16 protein-coding genes are annotated in these 16,741 nt (G+C 69.9%); 4 read left to right on the top strand and 12 right to left on the bottom strand.

Annotated elements, in window-relative coordinates:
• Nucleotides 1-966 carry a Bug family tripartite tricarboxylate transporter substrate binding protein gene (locus tag HHL11_RS16410; RefSeq protein ID WP_169419412.1) on the bottom strand — a complete coding sequence of 322 codons (966 nt, stop codon included), beginning with the start codon at nucleotides 964-966 and terminating at the stop codon, nucleotides 1-3.
• A gap of 82 nt (nucleotides 967-1,048) precedes the next feature.
• On the opposite strand from HHL11_RS16410, the gene HHL11_RS16405 reads away from it, so the two are divergent.
• Together HHL11_RS16405 and nth are read left to right on the top strand one after the other, a co-directional pair.
• Nucleotides 1,049-1,930: a LysR substrate-binding domain-containing protein gene (locus HHL11_RS16405; protein ID WP_169419411.1), complete on the top strand. Its 882-nt coding sequence runs from the start codon at nucleotides 1,049-1,051 to the stop codon at nucleotides 1,928-1,930.
• Entirely contained in the window at nucleotides 1,927-2,571 is a 645-nt protein-coding gene (gene nth, locus HHL11_RS16400) for an endonuclease III (protein ID WP_169419410.1), read from the top strand. Before HHL11_RS16405 ends, nth begins: the two co-directional genes overlap by 4 nt.
• On the opposite strand, the gene HHL11_RS16395 is transcribed toward nth, so the two are convergent.
• From HHL11_RS16395 to HHL11_RS16375, 5 genes are read right to left on the bottom strand one after another with little or no spacing between them, the layout of a single operon-like run.
• Nucleotides 2,568-3,530, bottom strand: coding sequence for a Bug family tripartite tricarboxylate transporter substrate binding protein (locus HHL11_RS16395; RefSeq protein WP_240980092.1), 963 nt, complete (start codon nucleotides 3,528-3,530; stop codon nucleotides 2,568-2,570). The genes nth and HHL11_RS16395 overlap by 4 nt on opposite strands.
• A gap of 15 nt (nucleotides 3,531-3,545) precedes the next feature.
• Nucleotides 3,546-4,670, bottom strand: coding sequence for a DUF5624 domain-containing protein (locus HHL11_RS16390; protein ID WP_169419409.1), 1,125 nt, complete (start codon nucleotides 4,668-4,670; stop codon nucleotides 3,546-3,548).
• Nucleotides 4,667-5,755 carry a hypothetical protein gene (locus HHL11_RS16385; protein WP_169419408.1) on the bottom strand — a complete coding sequence of 363 codons (1,089 nt, stop codon included), beginning with the start codon at nucleotides 5,753-5,755 and terminating at the stop codon, nucleotides 4,667-4,669. The genes HHL11_RS16390 and HHL11_RS16385 overlap by 4 nt, the downstream gene beginning before the upstream one ends.
• A gap of 4 nt (nucleotides 5,756-5,759) precedes the next feature.
• A complete protein-coding gene (locus HHL11_RS16380; RefSeq protein WP_205964292.1) occupies nucleotides 5,760-6,641 on the bottom strand; it encodes an amidohydrolase family protein in 882 nt (293 codons plus the stop codon).
• Complete coding sequence (locus tag HHL11_RS16375) at nucleotides 6,638-7,426, bottom strand: HpcH/HpaI aldolase family protein (protein ID WP_169419407.1); 789 nt, start codon at nucleotides 7,424-7,426, stop codon at nucleotides 6,638-6,640. Before HHL11_RS16375 ends, HHL11_RS16380 begins: the two co-directional genes overlap by 4 nt.
• Before the next feature lie 79 nt (nucleotides 7,427-7,505).
• Between HHL11_RS16375 and HHL11_RS16370 the strand changes: the two genes are divergently transcribed.
• Nucleotides 7,506-8,405: a LysR substrate-binding domain-containing protein gene (locus tag HHL11_RS16370; RefSeq protein ID WP_169419406.1), complete on the top strand. Its 900-nt coding sequence runs from the start codon at nucleotides 7,506-7,508 to the stop codon at nucleotides 8,403-8,405.
• A gap of 35 nt (nucleotides 8,406-8,440) precedes the next feature.
• The gene (locus HHL11_RS16365; protein ID WP_169419405.1) at nucleotides 8,441-8,716 is read left to right on the top strand and encodes a hypothetical protein; all 276 of its coding nucleotides are present in this window, start codon (nucleotides 8,441-8,443) and stop codon (nucleotides 8,714-8,716) included.
• A gap of 18 nt (nucleotides 8,717-8,734) precedes the next feature.
• Here HHL11_RS16365 and HHL11_RS16360 read toward each other — a convergent pair whose 3' ends face one another.
• The 6 genes from HHL11_RS16360 to HHL11_RS16335 form a co-directional block, all read right to left on the bottom strand.
• The gene (locus HHL11_RS16360; protein WP_205964291.1) at nucleotides 8,735-9,562 is read right to left on the bottom strand and encodes an alpha/beta hydrolase; all 828 of its coding nucleotides are present in this window, start codon (nucleotides 9,560-9,562) and stop codon (nucleotides 8,735-8,737) included.
• A 2-nt stretch (nucleotides 9,563-9,564) separates the two neighbouring features.
• Nucleotides 9,565-10,473 (bottom strand): alpha/beta fold hydrolase, encoded by a 909-nt coding sequence (locus HHL11_RS16355; protein ID WP_425355211.1) that lies wholly within the window; start codon nucleotides 10,471-10,473, stop codon nucleotides 9,565-9,567.
• A 130-nt stretch (nucleotides 10,474-10,603) separates the two neighbouring features.
• Nucleotides 10,604-11,368 carry a helix-turn-helix domain-containing protein gene (locus tag HHL11_RS16350; protein ID WP_169419402.1) on the bottom strand — a complete coding sequence of 255 codons (765 nt, stop codon included), beginning with the start codon at nucleotides 11,366-11,368 and terminating at the stop codon, nucleotides 10,604-10,606.
• A 210-nt stretch (nucleotides 11,369-11,578) separates the two neighbouring features.
• The gene (locus HHL11_RS16345) at nucleotides 11,579-11,986 is read right to left on the bottom strand and encodes a hypothetical protein (protein ID WP_169419401.1); all 408 of its coding nucleotides are present in this window, start codon (nucleotides 11,984-11,986) and stop codon (nucleotides 11,579-11,581) included.
• A gap of 43 nt (nucleotides 11,987-12,029) precedes the next feature.
• Nucleotides 12,030-13,457 (bottom strand): efflux transporter outer membrane subunit, encoded by a 1,428-nt coding sequence (locus HHL11_RS16340; protein WP_169419400.1) that lies wholly within the window; start codon nucleotides 13,455-13,457, stop codon nucleotides 12,030-12,032.
• Complete coding sequence (locus HHL11_RS16335; protein WP_169419399.1) at nucleotides 13,457-16,735, bottom strand: efflux RND transporter permease subunit; 3,279 nt, start codon at nucleotides 16,733-16,735, stop codon at nucleotides 13,457-13,459. Before HHL11_RS16335 ends, HHL11_RS16340 begins: the two co-directional genes overlap by 1 nt.
• Nucleotides 16,736-16,741: the final 6 nt, after the last annotated feature.

Below are 16,741 nucleotides of genomic sequence, written 5' to 3'. Positions count from 1 at the left end.
TCAATCGACCCGGATGTTGCGTTCGGTGATGATAGTGCGCCACTTGGCGCGGTCCTTGTCCAGCATCGCGGCAAACTGCTGCGGCGTGCCGCCCACCGGGTCGATGCCCAGCTTGGCCAGGCTGGCCTTGACCTCCGCGTCCTGCAGGGCCTGGTTGAGGCCGGCGTTGAGCTTCGCGACCAGTTCAGGCGGCAGCGCCTTGGGGCCGTACACGCCGAACCAGGTCACCGACTCGAAGCCGGGCACGGTTTCAGAAATGGCCGGCAGGTCCGGCAGCAGCGGCGAGCGCTTCAGGCTGGTGATGCCGAGCGCGCGCAGGCGGCCGGCCTTGACGTGCGGCAGGCCGCTGGGGAGCGCGTCGAACAGCAGGTCCACCTTGCCGCTCACGAGGTCGGGGATGGACAGCGCCGTGCCCTTGTAGGGGATGTGGACCAGGAACAGGTTGGCCTGCGACTTGAAGTATTCGGCCGTGAGGTGGACGATGGTGCCGGTGCCGCTGCTGGCGTAGTTCAGCTTGCCCGGGTTCTTGCGAGCGTAGTCCACCCACTCCTTTACCGTCTTCGCCGGCGAGCTGTTCGGCACCAGCATGATGCTGGGCGCGTCGCCCACGTGGGCGATCGGCGTGAAGTCGCGGACGGCGTCGTAAGGCAGCTTGCTCAGCGCCGGGCCGATGCTGTGCGTGCTGGTCGTGGCCAGCAGCAGCGTGTAGCCGTCCGGCTGCGCCTTGGCGACGATGTCGGAACCGATGGCGCCGCCCGCGCCGGGCTTGTTGTCGACGACCACGGTCTGGCCGAGGCGTTCGCCGAGCTTCTGCGAAACGGCGCGGGCGAAGATGTCGGTGGCGCCGCCGGCCGGGAAAGGCACGACCAGGCGGATGGGATGGGCGGGATAGCCCTGGGCTTGGGCGGCGGCCGTGAACAGCGTGGCCGCGGCGAGCAGGATCGAGGCAAACGACTTCGTCTTCATCACTCGATGATAAGAATGGCGTCGCCAAAGAAAAAGCGAAACCTTCTTTAACCACGCGAAAGCTTTCCTTTAGCATGGCGACATGAGCAGCATCCGGCTCCTGCGCACCTTTTCCGCCGTGGCGGCGGAAGGCTCCTTCGCCGCCGCGGCGGCCCGCGTGGCGCTCACGCAGGCGGCGGTCGGCCAGCAGATGCGCGCGCTGGAGTCGGACCTGCGCCGGCCCCTGTTCGAACGGCAAGGCAAGACGGTGGCCCTCAACGATGCCGGCCGGGCCCTGGTGCCGCAGGTGCGCCGCCTGCTCGCCCTGTACGACCAGATGCTGGCGCAGCCCGCCGGCACCGAAGGCATGGCCGGCACGGTGCACCTGGGCGCCGTGGTGTCGGCGGCGCGGCCGCTGATCCAGGCAACCTTGCGGCTGAAGGCGCGCCATGCCGGCCTCGACCTGCATGTGTCGGCCGCCAAGTCCATCGAGCTGATCGAGCGGGTGCGCTCCGGCGAGCTGGACGCCGCGCTGGTGGTGCGCGAGCCCGGCCCGGCGCGGCCCGAGCTGGCCTGGAGCTCGCTCTACACCGAGCCCATGGTGCTGCTCGCGCCGCGCAAGCTGGACGAAGCGCCACCGCGCCAGCTGCTCGCCGAACAGCCCTTCCTGCGCTTCGACCACACGCAGCACACCGGCCACCTGGTGGAGCGCACCCTCAAGCGCCTGCGCGTGCAGCCGCGCGAGCTGCTGGAGCTGAACGCGCTGGAGAGCATCGTCGAACTGGTGCGCTCCGGCCTGGGCGTGGCGCTGGTACCGCTGCTGCGCGACGCGCGCTGGGCCAGCGACCCCAAGCTGCGCCTCATCGAACTGCCCAACGCCGAGGAGCGCCGCATCGCGCTGGTGCAGCGGCGCGATTCGGAAAAGGCCGACGTGGTCACCGCCGTCGCGCGCGAGTTCCGCGGCAAAAATACACTCCCTCCATGAAAGACAAAGACGTCGTCCCCTTCTTCGCGACCTTGCGCGCCGCCAACCCCTCGCCCGTCTCCGAGCTGGAATACAGCACCGTGTTCGAGCTGCTGGCGGCAGTGCTGCTGTCGGCCCAGGCCACCGACGCCGGCGTGAACAAGGCGACCCGCCACCTGTTCCACGCGGCCAACACGCCGCAGAAGATCCTGGACCTGGGGCTGGAGCGGCTGGAGGGCTACATCAAGACCATCGGCCTCTATCGCACCAAGGCGAAGAACCTGCTGGAGACCTGCCGCATCCTGGTCGAACAGTACGGCGGCGAGGTGCCCCGCACCCGCGACGAACTGGTGGCGCTGCCCGGCGTCGGCCGCAAGACGGCCAACGTGGTCCTCAACGTCGCTTTTGGCGAGGAGACGATGGCGGTCGATACGCACATCTTCCGCGTCAGCAACCGCACCGGCCTGGCGCCGGGCAAGACGCCGGAGCAGGTCGAGGCCAAGCTGGAGCAACGCGTGCCCAAGGAATTCCGGGTGGACGCGCACCACTGGCTGATCCTGCACGGGCGCTACGTCTGCGTGGCGCGCACGCCCAAGTGCTGGCAGTGCGCGGTCTCGCAGTATTGCGACTTCCAGCCGAAGACTCCCGCGCCCAAAGCCTAGTCGAGGCTGATGTTCTTCGCCTTGATCAGGCGGCCCATCACCTCGGCGTCCTTGCGCACCACGGCCGCAGTTTCCTGCGGTGTGGCCGGCGCGGGTTCCAGGCCCTGGTCGGCGATGTACTTCCGCATCTCCGGCGAGTTGTTGATCGCCGTGACCTCGCGATAGAGCCGCTGCACCACCGCATCGGGCGTCTTCGCGGGAACCCAGAAGCCCAGCCAGGTCAGGACCTCCACGCCCGGCAAGGTCTCGGCAACGGTGGGGACCTCCGGCGCCGCGGCGCTGCGCTGCCCGCCGGTATAGGCCAGCACCTTGAGGCGGCCGGCACGGATGTGCGGCAGCGCGGACACCGGCGGTTCGAAACCCAGCATCACCTGCCCGCCGATCACGTCGGTGATGGCGCCCTGCTTGTACGGCACGTGCAGCAGCTCGATGCCCGCCGCGTCCTGCACCAGCTCCATGCCCAGATGCGCGGTGCTGCCCGGGCCGTAGGACGCATAGCTGATCTTGCCCGGCGCCGCCTTGGCGCGCGCAATGAGCTCGCCAATGGTGCGCGCGGGAAATGCGTTGTTGGCGACGATGAACGACCCACCGCGCAAGGCCTGCGTCACCGGCTGCAGGTCGGCCTGCGCGTCGTAGGGCAGTTTCTTCAGCAGGAAGGGCGTCATGGTGAACGGGTTGCTGGTGGAGAACAACACCGTGTAGCCATCGGGCGCGGCCTTCGCCACGGCGTCGGTGCCCAGCACGGAGGCGGCGCCGGGCCGGTTCTCCACCAGCACCGCAACGCCCAGCGCATGCGTCAGGCGCTCTGCGTACTGGCGCGCGAACAGGTCCGAGCCCACGCCTACCGGGCTGGGCGTGATGATGCGGATGGGGCGGCTGGGCCAGGAAGGCTGGGCCCAGGCGGGGACGCCGGCGCAGGCGAGCCCCGCCGCGGCGAAAGTGCGGCGATTCATTGGCATGTCTTGTCTCCTGTCCTAGGAATCCAGGCCCGGCACGGTCACGCGCGCGGGATCGTTGCCGTGGGCGACGAGCTGCGCCACCGCGTAGTCGGTGACGCAGCCGGAAAGCAGCTGGCGCGGGTCTTCCAGCACCACGCGCAGCCGCGTCGTGAGCGCGCGCCAGTCGTCGGGAGCGTGGATTGCAGGCATCTCGGCGACGGCCTGCGTGTCCGGCGTGAGGACCGGCCGCTGCACGGCGCCAGGCGCGTAAGCGGGATAGCCTTCGTACATCAGCGGGGCCAGCTCGCAGGTGGCGCGGACCTGCGCCCACAGCTCGCGCAGGGGCTGCTCCTGTGCGCGCAAGGCCGCGAGATCGGGCGGTTGTGACACGCGGAAGTCCGGCCCGTGCGGCGCGATGAAGATGCGCTCCAGCGCCAGCCGCCCGCGCGCCGCGCCGGTCATCATCGCGTGGACCGAATTGGTGGTCCAGGTGACGCCCGCCGTGGGCCGGCCCTGGCGGCCGACGATCAGCGCCATCGCCCGGGTCCAGTCCAGCGCCAGGCCGTCGAACCAGGCGATCACGCGGTGCGCGATGTCCATGCCCACCAGGAAGAAGGTGGCGATCATCACCGCGTTCAGCCTCGGCTCCAGCAGGCGCCGGCGCAGGTCTTCGCGGGTGAACTCCTGCGGCGCACGCAGCACGCGCTCCAGGTAGTCCTCGCTGGCCAGGCAGGCGTCGTTCACCAGCGCGGCGATCTTCTCTTCGCGGCCGCGGAAGGCGGCCACGGCGATCTGCTCGCGCCACATCCGCACCGAGTTCGCGGCGCGGGCCGTGCGTGTGCTCGCCAGCAAGCGCTCGGCCTCGGCCCGCCAGGGCCCGGCGTCGCCCTGCAGTTCGCGCAGGCGCAGCAGCGAGGCGATGGCGGGCCCCAGGTGCGACACGCCGGCCAGCTCCTTGAAGCCGCGCGTGCCGAGCCGGAAGCCCTGCACTTGCGGCGTGCCGCCGCCGCCCGGGAACAGCACCAGGTCGGCGCTGGTGGCGACGATCAGCGGATCGTCCGCATGCGCCTGCGCGGTCACCCGCGCCAGCGTCGCGCCCAGGCTGTCGGGGCCGCCGGTGTAGGTCTCGAACAGATGCAGCAGTTCGGGGCTGGCGTTCATGGCCGCTCCTCCTTGGCGATGCGGTACACGCGGCTGGGCGCGCGGAAGCGCACTTCCGGCGCCAGGCTTTCGGAGACCACGAGCACGATGGCACCGCCGTCCTCCTCGAAGGCCACGGCGTCGGTGCCACCGCTGGTGGGGAATTCCTGGTCCACCTGCCAGCGGCCATCTTCCAGCTTGTGCACCAGAGACTGCAGGCGGGTGATGGGAGCCTCGCGCGAGCCTTGCAGGAAGTTCACCTGCACCAGGCGGCCGCCGTCCCAGCCGGGCACCCAGCGGAACTCGCGGCCGCCGGGACCGGACAGCACCTGGGCCGGTTCGAAACGCTGGCCGTTCCAGCGCAGCATCAGCGTCTCGGAGAACAGGCGCGCGAAGGCCAGCCAGCGCTCGCCGCCCGCCTCGACGAAGCAGAAGGCGCGGCCCGCGCGGCCCTCCAGTTCCTGGAAAGGCTCGAAGCGCTCTCCCTTCCAGCGCCACAGCGTCGAGGGCACGACGTGGTCCGCATGTGCCAGCAGTGGCAGGCCGTCCACCTCGAAGAAGCACCAGTTGTAGCCCCAGGCGGAAGGCAGCGCCTGGAAGAAGGCGAAGCGCTCGCCATCCCATTCGAAGATGCAGGAGCGCTCATCGTCGCGGCCGCCATCGGCCTCGGCCGCGCCCTGCGCCAGCGCGAGGAAGTCGCGTTCGCCGATGCGGAAGTGCCGCCACTGCTTGGCCGCCACCGTGGGCATGGACTGGAACGGGGCCCAGCGGCCTTCGCTCCATTCGAAGATGGTGCTGTCGGTCCGCAACGAGTAAGGATCCTTGCCAGTCCGCAGGCTGGCGGTAGCCAGGAACTTGCGGCCGCCCAGCGTGAAGAACTCCGCGTCCTCGCCGCCCGGCACCGGCAGCGTCCCGCAAGGCGTGAATGCGCTCTGCTCCCAGCGGAACACCAGCGCCTCGATGTCGCTGTTGCCCAAGGTCATGGCGGCCGGCTGGCCGGGCACGTCCACCGCCAGTTGCGGCACCACGAGGTAGCGCTCGCCATCGACGACGAAGGTCTCGACGGCCCGCGCGCCGCTGGTGTCCAGCGTCTGGATGCAGTCCATGCGTTCAGCTCCCATAGCCGAACAGCCGCGCCGGGTTGTCCACCAGGATGCGCCGGCGCAGCGGCGCTTCCGGCACCCAGTCGGCCAGCAGGTTCAGCAGTTCGCCGGTGTCGCGGCCGCCCTCCGGGATGTGCGGCCAGTCGCTGCCCCAGATCACGCGGTCCGGCACCGCTTCGACGATGGCGCGCGCCAGCGGCCGCAGCTTCGCGTAGTTGCCGTCCTTCGCCAGCCGGTACGGGCCGGACAGCTTGAACCAGCCGCGGCCATCGGCCACGGCGCGCAGCAGGCGGTCGAAGTCGGCGCGCGTCAGGCCGTCGCTTTCCAGCATGTAGCCCATGTGGTCGATGACGAAGTCCGACTCGATGGCCGCCAGGTGCGGGATCAGGTCGCGCACCACCCCTCCCGGCGTGTAGAACTGCACGTGCCAGCCGAGCGCGCGGGTCCGCGCGACGCTGCGCTGGATGAAGGCGGCGAGTTCCGCCGTGGGCAGCGCCGAGCGCAGGAACAGGTCCAGCCGCAGGGCGCGCACGCCCAGCGCGTGCATGCGGCGCAGTTCCTCTTCGCTCGTATCGTCTTCCACCATGGCGACACCGCGCGCTTGCGGCCCGGCCGCGGCCAGCGCATCCAGCATGCAACGGTTGTCGGTGCCGTAGAAGGACGGCTGCACGATGACGAAGCGCTCCAGGCCCAGCGCCGCCGTCGCCGCCTGCAATTGCCGCAAGTTGCCATCGGGCAGCGTGTAGTGCGGCTTGGCGACGTGCGGGTAACGCTCGCCGGATTCGAAGACGTGGACGTGGCAATCGCAGGCGCCGGGCGGCACTTCGAAGGCGGGACGGCTCAGGCTGGCGGCCGACCGCATAGGCGTTGGAATCAGGATGTCGCTCATGCCTGGCAGGCCTCCAGGCCGTGGCGGGCGCGCTCGTTCAACGCGGCCAGCAGGATGTCGCTGTCGATGCCCGTCATCACGAAGGGCGCGGCGCCTTGCCGCATCAGCTCCGCGGCGTAGGCGGGATCGGCGATGCCGCCGATGGCCAGCGGCTTGCCGGCGCGGGCGCAGGCGGCCAGCGCCTCCTGGTGCGCGGCGCGCACCAGCGAATGGCGGAAGTCGCCCGGCACGCCCAGCTCCGCGCTCAGGTCGTTGGTGCCGATGGCCAGCATGTCGACGCCGGGCACCCGTGCGATGGCCTCCGCGTTGGCGATGCCGCGCGGGCTTTCCAGCAGCACCTGCAGCACGGTCGCCGCGTTCGCGGCCTGCTGCAGTTCGGCGGCCGGCATGCGCGCGTGGCCCCACTGCGGCAGCGAAGCGATCGCCGAGCGATGCCCCAGCGGCGGGAAGCGGCAGGCGGCCACCAGGTCCGCCGCCTGCTCCGGTGTCTCGATGCGAGGCGCGATGATGCCCAGCGCGCCCGCGTCGAGCAGCCGGCCGATGACGCCGTAGTCGCGCTCCGGGACGCGAACCAGGGGAACAAGACCGAGGTCGAGGGCGGCGGCGCAGATCTGCCCCGCAATGTCGACGGGCATGGTGCTGTGCTCCAGGTCGACCCACAGGCAGTGGTGGCCGCTGGCGCGCGCGTAGCGGGCGATGTCGGGGCTGCGCGCGTGGCGCACGCCCAGCGCGAGCACCGGTTCGCGCCGTTCCAGCATGGCGATGAGGGAGGGATGGGAAGGCATGGACGGCATCCTAGGCAGCCCATTCCATATCCGCAAATACTTGATTACGATAGAAATCGATACCCAGGAGATATGGATCGTGGAACTGCGCCACCTGCGCTACTTCGTCGCCGTCGCCGAGGAACTGAGCTTCACCCGCGCGGCACAGCGCCTGCACATTGCGCAGCCGCCGCTGTCCACGCAGATCCGCGCGCTGGAGGAGGAGCTGAAGGCGCCGCTGTTCGAGCGCGACAAGCGCCGCATCCACCTGACTCCCGCGGGCCAGCACCTGCTGGACAAGGCCCGCGCCATCCTCGCCGCCGTCGACGAGGCGCGGCACGAGACGCGCCATGCCGCCAGCGGCGAGGTCGGGCGCATCCACCTGGGCTACACGGCTTCGGCCATGCTGTCGCCGGTGCTGCCCGCCGTGCTGCGGCGCTTTGCCGCGGCGCATCCCTCGGTGCGCCTCATGCTGCAGGAGCGGACTTCGCTGGACCAGTTGGACGCGGTGCACGCGCGGACGCTGGACATCGGCGTGCTGCGCAAGCCGGAGGCCACGACGCCACCGGGCGTCGTGCTGGAACAATGGCTGGAGTCACCGCTGGTGGCTGCCGTGCCGGCGGATTCGCCGCTGGCGGCGAAGCGGGCGTTGCGCATCGCCGACTTGCGCGACCATCCCTTGATCGCCTACCCCAAGGATTCGGGCATCGGCCTGTACTGGAAGGTGCAGGCGCTGTGCACGCAGGCAGGCTTCCGGCCGCAGGTGGTGCAGGAGGCCCGCGACACGGGGACGATCGTCGGGCTGGTGGCGGCGGGCATCGGCATCGCCATCGTGCCGCGCGACACGCGCTGCTTCGCCCTGCCCGGCGTCGCCTACCAGCGCATCCTGGACCAGGACGCCACCTCGAGCCTGCACCTGGCCTGGCGCGAGGCCGGCGACAACCCGCATGCCCAGCGGCTGTTGCGCGATCTGCGCGCCGCCCGCAAGGCCGGGGCCTGAGCGGCGACAATGGGCGCATCTAGACAGAGGCCGTCATGGACGACAAGGAATTCAAGGAAACCCTGGAAGTGCACACGCAGAGCATCCAGGGCCTGATGGACAACCAGGTGCTGCTCGCCGCCCAGGTGCAGGTGCTGCAGGCCGCGCTGGCCACGGTGCTGCTGCACCACGGCGACCGCCCGGCGCTGCTGCGCACCTTCAAGGGCTACATGAAGATCTCGAAGGAATCCACGCCCCAACTGGCCAAGTACATGGATTCGCTGGAGGGCGGGATGCTGGCGCTGCTGGGACAAGGGACCGAGCCGACGTAACCCAGCTGAGCGCCGCGTTCACAGCCGCTGGCCGATCCACCCCACGATATCCGCCATCACCTCCTCCTTGCCGAGGTCGTTGAGCGGATCGTGGAAGCGCTCCTCGTAGATGCGCAGCGTCTTGTCGCTCGAGCCCGCCTGTTCGTGGAAACGCCGGCTGCCGTCGGGCCTCGCCGCCTTGTCCGCCGCGCCGTGGAGGATGAACAGGGGCAGCGTGAGCTGCGCAAACGACGTCGCCAGGCGCTGGTCGGCTCGCACCAGCGCCGCCATCGTGGCGAAGGGCTGGGATTCGCCGGCGATCAGCGGATCCTCGTTCAGCGCCTTCACCACCGCCGGGTCGCGCGAGAAGTCCTCGTTCTTCAGCTTCAGCGCATGGGCATGCGGCACGAAGTGGCTGATGCCCTTCAGGATCGCCAGGGCCGCATCCGGCGCCGGCACCTGGAAGGCGAAGTCCTCGCAGACCAGGCCGGCCAAGTCGCCCGGGTGGTCGAGTGCGTAGAGGCAGGAGATGACGCCGCCCGCGCTGTGTCCCAGCAGCATGACCGGCAGGCCAGGCTCGCTGGCCCTGGCATGCAGGATGAGCCGGTGCAGGTCGTCGACGTAGTCTTCGAAGCTCTCGACGTAGAAGCGCTCGCCTTCCGACCGGCCCCGGCCCCGCAGGTCGAGCGCATAGGCAGCCAGCCCGGCCTGCGCGAACTGCGTTCCGGACCAGGCGTACAGGCCGCTGTGGGCGTTGAAGCCATGGCAGATGGCCACGACGGCGCGCGGCGCCGTGGCGGGCCGCCAGGCCCGGACAAAAAGCTGGCCGGCGGCGCCCGCGATGGTTTCGTTCCCGGACTCGGACATGCTCATGCTCCCTTCAGGAAATTCCGGATCGCTTGCACGGTAGCCTGCGGCTGCTCCTCCATCAGCCAGTGGCCGCTGCCGGCAATCACTGCCTCGTGCACGTCATCGGCGGCAAAGCGCATCACCTGCGCCATGGTCGTCCCGAACGAGTGGTCGCCCCCGATGGCCAGCACCGGCATCAGCATGCGGGCGCCCGCCGCCGCCCAGGCGCGGTTGTCGATGGCATCCTGGTCGAAGGCGGCGAACTGCAGGAAGCCGGCATGCATGCGGCCAGGCTGCGCGTAGAGCAGCGCGTAGTGGTTCCGCGACGCCTCCGGGAAATGCGCGGGGTCGGCCGAGAACTCGTTCCAGAAGCGATCCAGGTAGATGCGCTCGCGTCCGGCCACCAGGCGTTCCATGTCCGGGCCGCCGAAGCGGAAGTGCCACAGCAGCGGGTTCTTGAGGATCTCGTCCCAGGGGCCGATGCCCGGAACGGGGGCGTCCATCATCACGAGCCGCGTCGTGCGGTCCGGGTGCAGTGCGGCGAACGCAAAGGCGACCATGTTGCCGATGTCATGGCCCACGACGTCGGCCCGCGCGATGCCCAGCGCGTCCATCACGCCGGCGATGTCCTGCGCCTGGTTCTTCTTGGTGAAGCCGTCGGCAGCGACCGCCGACCGCCCCATGCCGCGCAGGTCGGGCACGACGACGGTGTGGTCGCGCATCAGCTCCGCCGCCAGCGGCACCCACATGTCGCCCGTGTCGCCGTAGCCGTGAATGAGCACGACCGCCGGGCCCGACCCGCCGACGCGGACGTGCAAGGTCGTGCCGTTGGCCGGCACCTCCTGGGTGCGGAAGCCCGCGGGGAAATCGAAGCTGTCGGCCAGCGCCGGCCCGGCCGCCAGCGCCGTTGCCGCAAACGCCCAGGCCAGGGGCCGGAGCCAGGGGTGGAATCGCACGGGTACCCTCCTTGCCATCGATGGTGGCCGCCCGAGGATGGCGGCCGGCGGCCGGCAGCGCTTGAAGAATCCTGGCGCTTCTTGGCGGAAAACGCCGTGGCGCCTACCGGAGCTCCTTGCGCCAGGCGCCGGGGCTGGCCCCGACCAGTCCGGTGAAGACGCGCGTGAAGTGGCTCTGGTCGGCGAAACCGCAGGCCGTGGCGATGTCGGCCAGCGGCCGGCCGGCTTCCCGCAGCAGCGACTTGGCGCGCAGCACGCGCTGCTGCAGCAGCCAGCGGTGCGGCGACGTGCCGACGCTGGCCTTGAAGGCGCGGGAGAAGTAGCTGACCGACAGCCCGCAGGCCCGCGCGGGTTCGGCCAGGGAGAGGTCTTCCGCGAGCCGTTCGATCATCAGCTCCGTGGCACAGCGCAGTTGCCAGGGCGCCAGCGCGCCGCGGCGGCCGTGGCGCGGCGGGCGCATGCCCCCGAAGGCAAGCGCGAAGTGGGTGTGCGTCGCCAGCAGCAGGTGGTCGGCATACATCGAGCCGATTTCGGCGGGACGCTCCAGCGCCGGCAGCAGCGCCTCGCCGAGATGCCACACCGAAGGATCGAAGGCGCCGCGCTCCCACCGCAGCGTGTCGACGCGGCGGGCGCCGTGCTCGTCGGCGATCTCGTCGAGCGCGGCGCGCGACACGTAGAAATGCAGCGTGTCGAACGGGCTTTCCAGGTGGGCGGTGGGCCGCTCCTGCAGGTCGACGATGCTGGTGGTTCGCGCGCCATAACCGCCGCGAAAGACGGACTGGCCGCCGATGAAGAGCTCGCGCTTCGGGCAGTCCCGCAATTGCAGCAGCACCGAGAACGCGGGTTCCGGCGGGAGGGCAACGGTCATGCCATGCCCCGGCGCGTCGCGCCGCACGCGCGTGACCGCCAGCCTCGACTTGCGAAGAACGGTGGTGCTCAGGTGCGAGCTTGCGTCCGCCCGGAAGGCTTTCGAGAGACCTCCGCCATAGGCGCCGCCAGTTGCCGGTTCCATGTGCCTTCCCCTCGGCTGCTCGCACCGAGTGTTACCCATCGGCGGGGAAAGCTCAACTCCGGCGCGCTAGGCTGCCCAATCCCCGAAGACGAAGCGGAAGACGCGCGGCTTGGCCTCCCCCGGCCGCTGGACATGCATCTCCAGCTCCTTCGGCCGCGGCTTCAGCGCAATGAACTTGAGGACACCGGCACGGTGCGTGCCGCCTGCCGCTTCGCCTTCCCAGGCCAGCGGCTTCATGGTGCGGCCGTCGCCGACCAGCACGATGTTCTCCATCACCTCGTCGGTCAGTTTCGCCCCGCGGGCGGAGTCGAAGGCGATCGCGAAGTCCCAGATGCCGTTGGACGGATCCAGGTTGCCGGGCGTCACGGCCACCGTCACGCCCCGGTATTCGCTCTTCTGCGTGACCACCGGCCACGCCGCGACGCCCACCGAGATCAGCAGCGCGAGGATGAAGGCGAAGCGGAGGTTGGACACTGGGACACCTTAGCGCGGCTCGATGACAGCGGGTTGACGGGCGTCAAATGCCCCCGGCAACAGCAGGCAATCCCTGCCAGCCGCCGCCCAGCGCCTGGATCAGCGAGACGGCCGCCAGCTGGCGGTCGATCTGCGACTGCACCAGCGTGCGCTGGGCATTGAAGGCAGACACCTGCGCGGTGACCACGTCGGTGAAGTTCACCTGCCCGGCCTGGTAGCGGTTCAGCGTCTGCTGCTCCACCAGCAGCGCCGCTCGCAGCGCTTCCTGCCGCAGCACCTGCTGCTGCTGCAGGATACGCAGCGCCAGCAGCTGGTCCTCGACGTTCTGGAAGGCGGTCAGCACCGTCTGCCGGTAGGTCGCGGACGACTTCTCCAGGCCGGCGCGCGCCTGGTCCACGCGGGCCGTCGTGGCGCCGCCATCGAAGATCGTCTGCGCCAGCGACAGGCCCAGCGACCACACCAGGCTGGACGCGTTGAACAGGTCGCCGATGTGCGCGGCGCTGGAGCCGATGTTGCCGTTCAGCGTGAAGCTGGGGTAGTAGCCGGCGCGCGCAATGCCGATCTGCGCGTTGGCCTGGGCCACGGCGCGCTCGGCCGCGGCGATGTCGGGCCGCCGCTGCAGCAAGGTCGATGGCACTTCCGGCGGGACCGCCGGAACCTTCACCGTCCACTTCGGGTCGACCGGCAGGCTGAAATTGGCCGGCGCCTTGCCGATCAGCACCGCGATCGCGTGTTCGAACTGTCCGCGGTTCTGCTCCGTCGTCAGCAGGTCCGCCCGCGCGTTGGCGAGCTGGGTCTCCGCCTGCAGCACGTCGGTGCGCGGCACCACGCCGGCCTCGTAGCGGTTCTGCGTGATCTTCAGCGTGCGCTCGTAGCCGCCGATGGTGTCCTCGACGATCTTGTGGCCGACATCGTTCAGCCGCAGGCCGAAATAGGCGGACAGCAGTTCGCCCTGGGCGGCCAGTTCCGCCGCCGCCAGGTCGGCCTCCGAGGCCTGTTCGCCGAAGCGCGCGTTGTCCACGCCCAGGCGCAGGCGCCCGAACACGTCGGGCTCCCAGGTGCCGCCGATGTTCACGCGGTAGGCGCTGGCCGCGCCGCCGTTGCCGGTGCCGCTGCGGGTGGCACTGGCGTCCAGGCTGACCTGCGGGAACAGCGCGGCGCGCTGCTCGCGCGTCAGCGCGCGGGCCTGCGCGTACGAGGCGACGGCCGCGGCGACGTTCTGGTTGGACACGTTCACCTGCGAAGCCAGCGAACTGAGCACCGGGTCGTCGAACAGCTCCCACCAGGGGCCACGCTCCAGCGTGTCGGCGGGCGCCGCCGTCACCCAGGCGCCGGCGCCCTCCTTGAAGGCTGTGGGCGTGTCGACGGCGGGCACTTCGTACTTGGGCGCGAGGTTGCCACAGGCGGACAGCAGCAGGGCCGCCGCCAGGGCGGCCGCGGTAAGGCGCGAAGGAATCATGTTCTTGTTCATCACACGGTTTGCGGGTCGCCGTCCCGCGACAGCAGCTTTTCGTTGGCGGTGCGGCGGCGCATCTTGTCCATCAGCAGGTAGACGACCGGCGTGGTCAGCAGCGTGATCACCTGGCTGGCCACCAGGCCGCCGATGATGGCGATGCCCAGCGGCCGGCGCAGCTCGGCGCCCTCGCCGAAGCCGACGGCCAGCGGCAGCGCGCCCAGGATGGCGGCCATGGTGGTCATCAGGATCGGGCGGAAGCGCAGCAGGCAGGCCTCGCGCACCGCGTCCTCGGGCGACAGGCCGCGCGAGCGCTCGGCGTCCAGCGCGAAGTCGATGATCAGGATGGCGTTCTTCTTGACGATGCCGATCAGCAGGAACAGCCCGATCAGCGCCATGATGGAGAACTCCATCTTGAAGATCAGCAACGCCAGCACGGCGCCGATGCCCGCCGAGGGCAGCGTGGACAGCACCGTCACCGGGTGCACCAGGCTTTCGTACAGGATGCCCAGCACGATGTAGATGACGACGATGGCCGCGGCGATCAGGAAGGGCTGCTGCTGGTTGGTTTCCTGCGCCTGGCGTGCCGTACCCTGGAAGCTGCCGCGCACGTTGATCGGCATCTTGATCTCGTCCTGCGCCGCCCGGACCGCGGCCTGGGCCTGGTCCATGGTGAAGCCGTCGGCGATGTTGTACGAGACGGTGGCGGCCAGCTCCGCGTCCTGGTGGTTGACGCTGGTCGCGGCCGGCCGCTCGGCGAAATGCGCGATCGCCGACAGCGGCACCATGCTGGTGGCCGTGCTGCTGACGGCGTTGCCGGTGGAGGCGTCGCGCAGCGACAGGTTGGCCGACGTGCCGGTGCTGGCCGTCGCGGTGGCCGTGCTGGTGCTGGCCGTCGTCGCCGCGATGGTCGGGCCGTTGGCGCCCGAGGTCGTGCCCGCCAGGACAGTCGCCGCGCCGGTGTTGCGGGCCGGCAGGTAGACGTCGTGCAGCGCCTCGGGGCTGACGATGAAGCGCGGCGCCAGCTGCATGATCACCTTGTACTGGTTCAGCTCCTCGTAGATGGTCGCCACCTGGCGCTGGCCGAAGGCGTCGTACAGCGCGTTGTCGACCGTGCGCGAGTTGATGCCCATGCGCGACGCGCTGTTCTGGTCCACGTCGACGAAGGTCTCGACCCCGTTTTCCTGCAGGTCGTTGTCGACGTCGGTCACCGCCGCCTGTTCCTTCAGCGCCTCGGTCAGCTTGCCGCCCCACAGCTTCAGGTCGGCCACGTTGTCGCTCTTCAGCGTGTACTGGTAGGTGCTGTTGCTGGAGCGGCCGCCCATGCGCACGTCCTGCACCGGGTTCAGGAAGAGGCTCAGGCCGGTGACGCGCGCCAGCTGCGGCCGCAGCCGCGCGATGACGGCCTGGCCCTTGTCGGCGTTGCCACCGCGCTTGAGGTTCAGGAACATGAAGCCGCCGCCCGCCCGGCTGCCGCCGGTAAAGGCCACCACCGTGTCGACGGCCGGATCGGCGCGCACGATGTCCACCACCTGCCGCAGCTTGTCCTGCATCTGCTGGAAGGAGATGCTCTGGTCCGCCCGCATGCCGGCGTTGATCTGGCCGGTGTCCTGCTGCGGGAAGAAGCCCTTGGGCACGCGGACGAACAGGAAGAAGTTCAGGAAGATCAGCAGCACCAGCATCAGCAGCACCAGCCAGCGCGCCGACAGCGCCCAGTCCAGGCTGTAGGCATACATGTGCTGCACGCGGTCGAACATGCGCTCGGCCCAGCGCGAGATGCGGCCGGGCTCATTCTCGTGCGCCGTCGGGCTCAGCAGCCAGGCGCACATCATCGGCGTGGTGGTCAGCGACAGCACCAGCGAGATCATCACGGCCGCCGACAGCGAGACCGCGAATTCGCGGAACAAGCGCCCCACCTGCCCGCCCATGAACAGCAGCGGGATGAACACGGCGATCAGCGAGATGCTCATGGACAGCACCGTGAAACCCACCTCGCGGGCACCGCGCAGCGCGGCGTCGAAGCGGCCCATGCCCTCCTCGATGTGGCGCGAGGTGTTCTCCAGCACCACGATCGCATCGTCCACCACGAAGCCGGTGGCCACGGTCAAGGCCATCAGCGACAGGTTGTTCAGCGAGAAGCCGAGCAGGTACATGATGCCCAGCGTCCCCATCAGCGAGACGACTGTGGCCACCGCCGGGATGAAGGTCGCCCGCGCGCTGCGCAGGAACACGCTGACCACCAGCACCACCAGGATGATGGCGATGAACAGCGTCACCTCCACCTCGTGCAGCGAGGAGCGGATCGAGAAGGTGCGATCCGAGGCCACCTGGATCGCGATGTCCTTGGGGATCGACGCCTGCAGCTCCGGCAGCAGCGCGCGCACGCCGTCCACCGTCTCGATGACGTTGGCGCCCGGCTGCAAGGTCACGAGCACGATCACCGCGGGCTGGCCGTTGAACAGGCCCATGGTGTTGATGTTCTCGACGCCGTCGCTGACCTCGGCGATGTCCTGCAGCCGCACCGCGGACCCGTTGCGCCAGGCAACCACCAGGTTCTTGTAGTCGGACGCCGTCTTGCCGTTGTTCGGCATGTCGGCGGTGCCGGTGTAGATCTGCAGGCGGTTGCCACGCACCGTGACGTCGCCCTTGGGCCGGTTGGCCGTGCCGGCCTGCACCGCCGCGCGCACGTCCTCCATCGCGATGCCGTACTTGTTCAGCGCGAAGGGAATCAGGTCCACGCGCACCGCCGGCTGCGAACCGCCACCGAGCTCGACGTCGCCGACGCCGGGCACCTGGGCGATCTTCTGCTGCACGACGTTGTTGACGACGTCGTAGATCTGCCCCGGCGAACGCGAGTTCGACGTCATCGCCAGGATGATCACCGGCGCGGCCGAGGGGTTGGCCTTGCGGTAGGTCGGGTTGCTTTTCAGCGTGGCCGGCAGGTCGGCGCGGGTCGCGTTGATGGCGGCCTGCACTTCGCGCGCGGCCGCGTCGATGTCGCGGTTCAGGTCGAACTGCAAGGTGACGCGCGTGCTGCCGTTGCCGCTGGAGGACGTGACCTCGTTGACGCCGGCGATCACGCCCAGCCGCCGCTCCAGCGGCGTCGCCACGCTGCTGGCCATGGTCTGCGGGCTGGCGCCCGGCAGGCTGGCGGACACCGAGATCACCGGGTAGTCCACCTGCGGCAGCGAAGCCACCGGCAGCCGGAAGAAGGCGGCGATGCCGGCCAGCGCGATCCAGATCGTGAGCAGCACCGTGCCCACGGGCCGGCGGACGAAGGGGGCGGAAAGGTTCATGCCCCG

It is taken from the genome of Ramlibacter agri, assembly GCF_012927085.1.
Lineage (GTDB): Bacteria > Pseudomonadota > Gammaproteobacteria > Burkholderiales > Burkholderiaceae_C > Ramlibacter > Ramlibacter agri.
Note: the sequence above shows the minus strand (reverse complement) of the source record. Positions and strands in the feature narration are given on the sequence as shown.